General features: G+C 35.3%; 9 protein-coding genes and 2 pseudogenes. 3 read left to right on the top strand and 8 right to left on the bottom strand.

Features of this window, described 5'->3' with window-relative positions; genetic code table 11:
* Positions 1 to 301: 301 nt before the first annotated feature.
* Positions 302 to 517: pseudogene (locus LKACC16343_RS13850) on the bottom strand (tyrosine-type recombinase/integrase); the annotation flags it as partial.
* Here LKACC16343_RS13850 and LKACC16343_RS13855 point away from each other — a divergent pair.
* Positions 510 to 938 (top strand): annotated as a pseudogene (locus tag LKACC16343_RS13855) (transposase); the annotation flags it as partial. The pseudogenes LKACC16343_RS13850 and LKACC16343_RS13855 overlap by 8 nt on opposite strands.
* A gap of 409 nt (positions 939 to 1,347) precedes the next feature.
* Here the strand turns inward: LKACC16343_RS13855 and LKACC16343_RS13860 are convergent.
* On the bottom strand, positions 1,348 to 2,733 hold the full coding sequence (locus tag LKACC16343_RS13860) for a PTS sugar transporter subunit IIC (RefSeq protein WP_056950594.1): 1,386 nt from the start codon (positions 2,731 to 2,733) through the stop codon (positions 1,348 to 1,350).
* Between the two features lie 546 nt (positions 2,734 to 3,279).
* Here LKACC16343_RS13860 and LKACC16343_RS13865 point away from each other — a divergent pair.
* Both LKACC16343_RS13865 and LKACC16343_RS13870 read left to right on the top strand, forming a co-directional pair.
* Positions 3,280 to 3,558 carry a plasmid mobilization protein gene (locus LKACC16343_RS13865; RefSeq protein WP_003625288.1) on the top strand — a complete coding sequence of 93 codons (279 nt, stop codon included), beginning with the start codon at positions 3,280 to 3,282 and terminating at the stop codon, positions 3,556 to 3,558.
* Positions 3,548 to 3,850 (top strand): type II toxin-antitoxin system YafQ family toxin, encoded by a 303-nt coding sequence (locus LKACC16343_RS13870; RefSeq protein ID WP_005917927.1) that lies wholly within the window; start codon positions 3,548 to 3,550, stop codon positions 3,848 to 3,850. The genes LKACC16343_RS13865 and LKACC16343_RS13870 overlap by 11 nt, the downstream gene beginning before the upstream one ends.
* Before the next feature lie 117 nt (positions 3,851 to 3,967).
* On the opposite strand, the gene arsC is transcribed toward LKACC16343_RS13870, so the two are convergent.
* The 6 genes from arsC to LKACC16343_RS13900 all read right to left on the bottom strand — a co-directional run bounded on the left by arsC (position 3,968) and on the right by LKACC16343_RS13900 (position 8,297).
* Positions 3,968 to 4,384 carry an arsenate reductase (thioredoxin) gene (gene arsC, locus LKACC16343_RS13875; RefSeq protein ID WP_024526977.1) on the bottom strand — a complete coding sequence of 139 codons (417 nt, stop codon included), beginning with the start codon at positions 4,382 to 4,384 and terminating at the stop codon, positions 3,968 to 3,970.
* A gap of 11 nt (positions 4,385 to 4,395) precedes the next feature.
* Positions 4,396 to 5,433: an ACR3 family arsenite efflux transporter gene (arsB, locus tag LKACC16343_RS13880; protein ID WP_054644019.1), complete on the bottom strand. Its 1,038-nt coding sequence runs from the start codon at positions 5,431 to 5,433 to the stop codon at positions 4,396 to 4,398.
* A 50-nt stretch (positions 5,434 to 5,483) separates the two neighbouring features.
* The gene (locus LKACC16343_RS13885; RefSeq protein ID WP_012391388.1) at positions 5,484 to 5,801 is read right to left on the bottom strand and encodes an ArsR/SmtB family transcription factor; all 318 of its coding nucleotides are present in this window, start codon (positions 5,799 to 5,801) and stop codon (positions 5,484 to 5,486) included.
* 105 nt (positions 5,802 to 5,906) lie between these two features.
* Entirely contained in the window at positions 5,907 to 6,437 is a 531-nt protein-coding gene (locus LKACC16343_RS13890) for a DUF536 domain-containing protein (RefSeq protein WP_024526981.1), read from the bottom strand.
* Positions 6,430 to 7,365, bottom strand: a complete 936-nt coding sequence (locus LKACC16343_RS13895) for a replication initiation protein (RefSeq protein ID WP_087721309.1) — start codon at positions 7,363 to 7,365, stop codon at positions 6,430 to 6,432. Before LKACC16343_RS13895 ends, LKACC16343_RS13890 begins: the two co-directional genes overlap by 8 nt.
* 719 nt (positions 7,366 to 8,084) lie before the next feature.
* Positions 8,085 to 8,297, bottom strand: a complete 213-nt coding sequence (locus LKACC16343_RS13900; RefSeq protein ID WP_056951279.1) for a hypothetical protein — start codon at positions 8,295 to 8,297, stop codon at positions 8,085 to 8,087.
* Positions 8,298 to 8,321: the final 24 nt, after the last annotated feature.

The raw sequence follows: 8,321 nt of genomic DNA on the forward strand, positions 1-8,321 counted from the left end.
ACAAAGCAATTAAAAAAATCTGGCTTAAAACAGCGTAATCCGCAACACTTTTTAAATATTTAAAACATAACAATCTTAGTTAGGTGCAAACATAAATTGAATTAAAAATACAGTCAATTCAACAACGACAAAAATTGATTTTATGGTTATCAGAAGACCGAGTGAAACAAGGTCAGTGCGCACTTACACATAGAATGAATTCTATGTTGTGCTAGACCCATTAAAAACCTGTATCAGAAGTCGCCGTTGGCGACAACAAAATCAAACTAATTTACCCAAAATCAATTTGATCTAACATACTTTAGGTACTTGCTTGGTCTAAGCCTAAATAAGCTAAAGTCATTAATTCACTTGAATGATTTAATAAGTGCATGACTAAGCCAATATTGTAATTTGATTGCGTGTAAACACGATAAGCCCCAGTTTTGCGCATCGTATGAGTACCTAGATAATTAATTCCTAATAGATCGTCAACCTTACTCATAATTTTGTAGAACTGCTTTTCAGTAATATGGCGTGCTGACATTACTTATTTGGAATTATGTCCAGGAACCTGGGGTTATCTCAGTTCTATTTACGAACCAAAGGTTCATCAAGTTCTTGCTTTCAAGATTGGTCGTCAGATGGAGGCGACGTTAGTTGTAGAAACGATTAATCAGGCGCTTGAATGTCATCAAAAGCCACAATATTTTCACTCTGACATGGGTTCACAGTACACCAGCAACGAAGTTGAAACTTTACTTGAACGGCATCAGATTAGCCACTCATACTCAAAACAAGGTTATCCTTATGATAATGGGCCAATTGAAGCTTTTCACTCATTGTTGAAGAGAGAGTTTGCCTTTCAAACAACTTTTTCCAATTTTGAGGACTTGGTAATCCGAACCTCAAATTACATCAGTTGGTTTAATTCCGACAGAATTAGAACGAGTGTTTAGAAAAAGATGTGCCATTTATTGACATAGGAGCAATTCGAAACTTAGTAAACATAACAAATAATTCTTTATTTAATTCAGAGTTACTTCAGCAATCAAAATAGGAGTCCATCAGTTTTTCATAAGTTTATCGCATATTTTTCTCCAAGCGAATATTTAAAGTTGGTTTATAGTTACTCAAATTTTGAAGTTAATAATAAGAGGATCGAACGGTCTAATTTTATTATCATAATCATACATATGAGAGATAAATGGGAAAATAAATTTATTTCAATTGAAGTAAACTTCCGCAAGGAAATGGTATTTAATTCAGAAACATATTTTATCAATTTATTACTAATAAAATACTCCCAAGACCTAAAAAAGCCCCCATGAAAATTACATCACAGGGAGCTTTACAAACCATAAAATATTAATTACTTGTTGCGTGTTCTGTAGTGGCAGCAGCTTCAGCTTCTTTAATATGTGCTTCTTTATCAGCTGCAACTTGTTCTTGTCCATACAAGATTTGATCTTGTTTGTGTACAAATGGCCAGTAAACGAAGAACGAAAGTACTAAGACAATTGCTTGCCAAATCATCATCTTCCAACCACCGACTAATAAGCCAGAGATAACTGGTGGTGTGGTCCATGGCACCTGAACACCAGTAAAGTATGGAATAACACCTAATTTAATTAACCAATATGTGGAACCCATTGATATGGCTGGCATAAACATGAATGGCAAAATTAAAATTGGGTTCATAACAACTGGAACTCCGAACAAAACGGGTTCGTTAATATTGAAGAGTCCTGGTACGAATGACAAACGCCCAATACTCTTCATCTGAGCTGACTTGGCAAAGAATGCCATGAAGAAAACTAATCCAATTGTTATACCGGAACCAGTCACAGTACCAAATTGATCAAGTAAGGATGAAACGGCAATATGACCTCCATTTGCGGCTGTCACAACACCATGTGCCTTAAAAATTGCGGCATTCGATAAACTATTGGCACCTAAAATTGGACCCATGATACCACCGACAATAACCGCACCATGAATACCAAAGAACCAGAAGAATGGAATCAATAGTGAAATAATAAGAACGCCACCAAATGAGTCTGTCATTCCTTGTAATGGTGTCTGAATAGTTTGATAAATCCACTGTGTCATAGTTGTATGAGCAGTTGCATCAAATAAGATATAAACGATTAACCAACCGGTAATAATGACAAAGGATGGAATCAAGGCCACAAATGATTCTGCTACTGCTGGTGGAACTTGATCTGGTAATTTGATGGTCACATGATTTTTGATAAACCAAGAATAAATCCAACCAGTTAACAATCCAACAATAATAGCAGCGATCATACCTTGACCACCAAGCCAAGTCCGATCAATAAATCCAGTTAACATCGTTGGTGCCTGTGAAGCAGAAACCACAGTTTTAGTACCATTCATAACAGCTGTCGTAGGACGCATAATTAGGAAGAAACTTACCAAAGCCGTCATGCCGGCCGGCAAAGGTTCAAAACCATCATCTTTTACCCAAGTATAGGCAATTCCTACTACGGCAAAAATTGCTACCACTCCAAAAGAAGCGTTGTAGGCTTGCGTCCAGTAAGGAATTAACCCAGTTGCTTTCATCCAATTAGCAATTGGTGCGAATGGAAAGGCACTTAAAAGCAAGAATATAGATCCACTCATAATAAATGGCAAACTGACTAACATACCATTCTTTAGGCTTGTGATTGCTTTGGTATTAACAAACTTCATAATTGGAGGAAGAAGTTTGTTGTTAATCCAATCATTCATTAAAATCACCTCAAATAATAATTGAAAATCTTCGGCCGAAGATCATGTAACGTAAAGCGCTTTCAACAAATCCAGTATAAGCTTTAAAATGTCTTACTGTAAAGTTATTCCCCAAATAAAAAACATGTCCCATTAAATAAAGGGCTTATGTGTCCTAAATGGAACATGTTTCAAATGAATTTTTATACATAGAATTAGACCTGGCTAACTGCCTCACTGACAGGTGTTTTTCCCTCGCTAATTGCAAACTCTTTCTTAATTGTTTGATCATTATGCAACGTTGCAACAATCACTTCAGCCACATCTTCACGTGCAATTTGGCCCTTACGTTGATTAAGTTGAACTCCGCCCTTGCCAGTTTCATTTGGTCAACCACCATCGACTTTAGTCGATGGTGGTTGACGAACGTTTGAATCTTTGATGGGTAAGACAACTTGTCGCATAAGCTGTTAGTTCCTTTACTTTAAAATTAATTTAGTTGCAGAAAACCTAAAAATCGAATATTATAATGTAGTACGATGGTAAACTTAAAGGAGGCGGATTAGAATGAGTAATACTATTATTAAAAACAAGACAATTTCAACTCGTGTAACACCTGACATTAGTGAACGGGCTAAAGCTAATCTAGCAAAACAAGGGCTAACCGTTTCTGAGTATATACGCTTATCGTTAGTTAAAGCGGCCAATAATGAAGTTCGATTAGTCAGCTTTTTAGATTCTCCGGAAGCCTTAGCCGCTAAAAAAGAAGCAGAAACAGGGCAGGTCAAAAACATTGGTTCATTGACTGACTTTGAAGATTGGATCGATAAGCTAGATGCAAATTAAACAGACCAAATCTTTTGAACGTGAATTAAAAAAACTAGTCAAAAAACATTTCCCAATAACTGTCTTGAAGCCTTGTTTAGAAGCAATTGTTGAACAAGATGTACTTGTTTTGAAACAGATTAAAGATCATGCATTAAAAGGAAATTGGCGTGGCTATCGTGAATTTCACCCTGCCAGATATGGAAACTATGGTAAAAATTATGACAACTGGATTGTTATTTATCAGCTAGATCATGATGAATTGATTTTGTTATTGGTTGCAACTGGCTCCCATGAAATCTTGAATCAATAGCTATAGTTTAGGGGCACTTATAAAAAAATAAATTAAAATAACCCCCGATATCTACATTATAGATATTGGGGGCTATTCTTTCAATGTTTTCGAGGGGCGATTTTATAAAAATGGACCCTATTTATAATTTTGTACAAGTTCGAATAGATTATCTTTTATTTTGTTTCGAACTTTTCTAAAGGCTTGTAGTTTTTCTTTTTCTGTTCCAGTGGTTTTTGCAGGGTCGGGTAATGGCCAATGAATACTTGTAGCTTGTGGTGGAATAACTGGACATTTATCTCGTGCATCACCGCATAAAGTGACAATTAGATTAGCTGAATTGAAGTAATTTAAATCAATCAGTTTTGAATACTGCTGACTAATATCGACACCATCTTCTGCCATAACTTGTACTGCATTTTTGTTTAAACCATGCTTTTCTACGCCCGCACTTCTAATTTCAAATTTATCGGAAGGAAAAAGTTCTTTTGCGTATCCTTCGGCCATTTGGCTTCGACATGAATTCCCGGTACAGAGAAAATAGATTTTTTTCATTTGGTTACTCCTTAATCATAATATTTTCTTTTAATCCATAGTGCTACATCAACTAATAAGATCATTACCGGTACTTCAACCATTGGGCCAATAACGGCAGCAAATGCTTCTCCAGAATTCAAGCCAAATATAGCGACTGTTACTGCAACAGCTAATTCAAAGTTATTACTTGCAGCGGTGAAAGATTGTGTCGCAGAAATTGAATAACTAGTTTTAGTCTTTTTCGCAATCCAAAAGGTTATGAAGAACATTAAGACAAAATATAGTAATAAAGGAACAGCAATTCTTATTGCGTCCATTGGTAGTTGAACTACTTTTGCACCCTTGACAGAAAACATCACTACTATTGTAAAGAGTAAAGCCCAAGTAGTAATTCTACTTATTTTTGGTACATATTTATCTTCAAACCATTCTTTACCCTTTGTGCTAATGATAAAGTAACGAGAACCAATGCCCAAAATGAAAGGAATACCAAGATAAATAAAAACACTTTTAGCAATTTCACTCATTGTAATATTAATTGTCTGTGTTTGTAGCCCAAAGAATTTTGGTAAGACACTAATAAAGAAGTATGCATAAACGGAATATAGCAAAATCTGAAAAATTGAGTTAAAAGCTACTAGACCAGCAGCATAATCGTTATTACCCTGCGCTAATTCATTCCACACAATAACCATAGCAATACACCGTGCTAAACCGATCATGATTAAACCAATCATATAGTTTGGATAATTGTGTAGAAAGATAAAAGCAAGAGCAAACATTAAAATAGGGCCAACGATCCAATTTTGAACTAATGAAAAAGCAAGTTCCTTTTTGTCCTTAAATACATCACCCATTTTGCCATAATTAACTTTGGTTAGTGGTGGATATAGCATTAATATTAAGCCTATTGCTATTGGAATTGATGTTGTACCGATAGACCAACTATTAATTATTTTAGGGAGCGATGGAAAAGCTAAACCGCTAATAATTCCCAGTGCCATAGCTAAAAATACCCATAAGGTCATATAACGGTCCATGAATGATAAATTTTTAGAAGTACGCATAATAGCCCTCCATATAGATATTTATCTATGTATAATGCAAAATAAAAAAGCTAACAGTTTGAATGTGAATCCTTACATATGCAATGGTCAGTTTTAGATAGTATTTGTGTTAATTCACTAATCAGTCCTTCTTTTTTGTTTGAATTTAAAGAATAATAGTGCCACTTAGTATCTTTTCTTACGTTAACTAATCCACTTTTTTCCAGAATACTCATATGGTGGGATAGAGTCGGTTGTGTAAAGTTAAAGTGTGCAAGTATATCACACCCACACATCTCACCACAGGACAGCATTTCTAAAATCTTAAGACGGTTAGGTTCAGCAACCACCTTTAAAAGTGATGCCAAATCTTTATACTCATAGTGCATCAGTAAATTCCTCCACATTAAACATAGACGATTATCTATATTGTATCACATGAATAATGAAAAAGATTGCCGTTCGGATTAATTTTATAATCTACCAATTGACTTCTATTTCCAAAAATGCCACCAATTTTTATTATTATGTGTTCTATCTTCTTTGTCATTCACTTGCTGTTTTTGGCCTGGATTAGAGATTTCAATCAAGTCACTTAATTTGTGTACATGTTCTTTTAGTTCTTTGTTTTCTGTCACAGTTGTTAACTGAAGTTGTTGTTGCTGATCTATTAATTTGGTTAGATGATTAATTTGTCGGTCTTTGCTACTTATTTGCTGATCTTTGGTAGCAAGCTGTTTGTCCCGTTGAAACTTTAAATCTGCTACTTCTCTTCTTAGAGTAGCGATTAGCTCATTATTTTCTTTGCTAGTCTTTGTCGCTTTTTCGCTACCTGTTTGTTGGTTCTTTGCTACCAAGTTCTTTGCTACCTTGCCTCTAATAATCCTTTCAGCTGTAAGGCTGATCACGTTTTTACCTTGACTATCTTTTTGTCGGTTCTTTGTTGGTAGTCTTTGGTAGTGGTATTGAATAGTTTGTTTAGAGACCTTTAATTCATCAGCAAGTTCTCTAATTGTTTTAGGCATTATTTCCAAACCCCTTTCGGAGTTCAGCAAGTGCTTCTTGTCTTGCTTGATCTCTTATTTTTTTATCATGTTCAGCCTGTTTATCAGCCAATGCTTGTTTTTCAGTGGATCCTAGTGGTAATCCTTTAACTTTATCAGTAGCGCGCCATTTTTCCTGTTCTGTTAGTTCACTATTATGCTGAATATTGAAAAGTTTTTGTCGTTCATCTTGTAATTTGCCTTGTGAGAAGTCATTAGCGCCTTTCTTTTCTGGTTTCCAGGTAAATGAATACCCTATTACTGGTTTTCCACGTCCCTTGCCATATTTCTTTCTAATAGCTAGGCCTCTAAATAATGGTGTTAACTCTTCTTTGATGGGCTTTATAACATACCTATCAATATCTCCTGACTTTTTCCAATAGCTTTTAGGAATATCGAGTAATTCAAAAAAGTCTTCTTTTGATAAAAAAGCATAACCTGTTGTTCTAAAACCCTTTAACAATCTAAAAGCAGTTTTGGCGTAACTGCTTCTAAGATCTCTAAATTCCGCTAAAGCATATCTAACCCATGTATCTAAATTATTAAGAAGTGGCAAAGCATCTTTATATACTTCAACATCTATATAAGGGGAATCAGCTTCACCAACAATGCTGAATTTAGTAAACATAACAAACATCTCTCTATTTAATCCAGATTTACTACGTCTTCCAAAATGAAGTCCCATTAGTTTTTCATAAGTTCTTTGAATATCATCTTCAAAGCGATTATTTGCAGTTGGTTTATAGTTGCTCAAGTCTTTAAGTTGTTCAAAAGAAAATCTAACTGTTTGATCCCCTTTATCACGCATACGAGAAATAATTGAAAAAAATAGATTCATTTCAATAGGGGTGAATTTACGTAAGGGAATAGTATTAAGTTCTGGATCATATTTTATAAGTTCATTGCTCATAATTACACCTCCACAACTATTATATAAAATCAACGATTGTTTATCAACGATCACTATTAAAAACCTCGTTGATAAACAGACAAAACCTCGTTGATAAACAGACAAAACCTCGTTGATAAACAGACAAAACCTCGTTGATAAACAGACAAAACCTCGTTGATAACCTTCTGTGAGCCTTGGGAGAGTAAGGCTCAAGAGGGGTCTAAAAGAGGTTTAAAAGAGGTTTATAAAAGAGGTATATAAGAGGCACCACTGTACGAGATACAAACCTAAAACAAAAAAACACAAAGGAGTGAGCCAAAAAACGGCTCACATTAAACTCCAGTCGCACAGCTCCTTGCGCCTCACGCTGTTCGTTGCTTAAAAGGTGTGGCAAGCCACATTAATTCGGGCGCTGACGCCCCGAACCCCGTCCAAGCTGAGCCAGCTTGACCGCTTTTTCACTCGCCGTTAGGCAGGAAAGCAAAGTTTTGTAGAAACTTTGGCTTTCGCCATTTCAGTGTAAAGACTGGTTTAGAGCTGTCAATTCCTTATGCTCCCACGCTGCGCTCGTCCGCTACCATTGACAGCAAATAGTTAGCTTTTCTAAAACTTGATAAAGATTTAACTGCTATGTCCCTTTTTAAGGGCCTTATTTTTTGTTCTCAGCGATTTTAAGGCTACTTATATACATTTATACCAAAGTCAAAATAAAAATCCCTCAGCGACTTTTTAGAGGCCTAAATTACAAAGACTGGGCGATTAATAATATCTTCTTGTCTTTTTTGCAAAATATAAGTATACAGGGAACCATACAAGTTCTTTTTGATCTCGTCAGGTTCATTGACAGAAGCTTCAAACAATTCTTGAATATCAACTTGCCATGGATCAGCAAGCATTTCATCAATTGGTTTTAATACTTTCTTTTCGTCCATCCTAATTACTCCTGACATCAAAATAATGATTTCAGTTTAGAT

Origin of the sequence: Companilactobacillus bobalius, from assembly GCF_002179915.1 — a bacterium.
Taxonomy (GTDB): Bacteria; Bacillota; Bacilli; order Lactobacillales; family Lactobacillaceae; genus Companilactobacillus; species Companilactobacillus bobalius.

Coding starts and splice junctions, on each gene's coding strand:
- LKACC16343_RS13860 (WP_056950594.1), bottom strand. CDS start 2,733: ATGAATGATTGGATTAACAACAAACTTCTTCCTCCAATTATGAAGTTT.
- arsC (WP_024526977.1), bottom strand. CDS start 4,384: ATGAAAAAAATCTATTTTCTCTGTACCGGGAATTCATGTCGAAGCCAA.
- arsB (WP_054644019.1), bottom strand. CDS start 5,433: ATGCGTACTTCTAAAAATTTATCATTCATGGACCGTTATATGACCTTA.
- LKACC16343_RS13890 (WP_024526981.1), bottom strand. CDS start 6,437: ATGCCTAAAACAATTAGAGAACTTGCTGATGAATTAAAGGTCTCTAAA.
- LKACC16343_RS13900 (WP_056951279.1), bottom strand. CDS start 8,297: ATGTCAGGAGTAATTAGGATGGACGAAAAGAAAGTATTAAAACCAATT.
- LKACC16343_RS13865 (WP_003625288.1), top strand. CDS start 3,280: ATGAGTAATACTATTATTAAAAACAAGACAATTTCAACTCGTGTAACA.
- LKACC16343_RS13885 (WP_012391388.1), bottom strand. CDS start 5,801: ATGCACTATGAGTATAAAGATTTGGCATCACTTTTAAAGGTGGTTGCT.
- LKACC16343_RS13895 (WP_087721309.1), bottom strand. CDS start 7,365: ATGAGCAATGAACTTATAAAATATGATCCAGAACTTAATACTATTCCC.
- LKACC16343_RS13870 (WP_005917927.1), top strand. CDS start 3,548: ATGCAAATTAAACAGACCAAATCTTTTGAACGTGAATTAAAAAAACTA.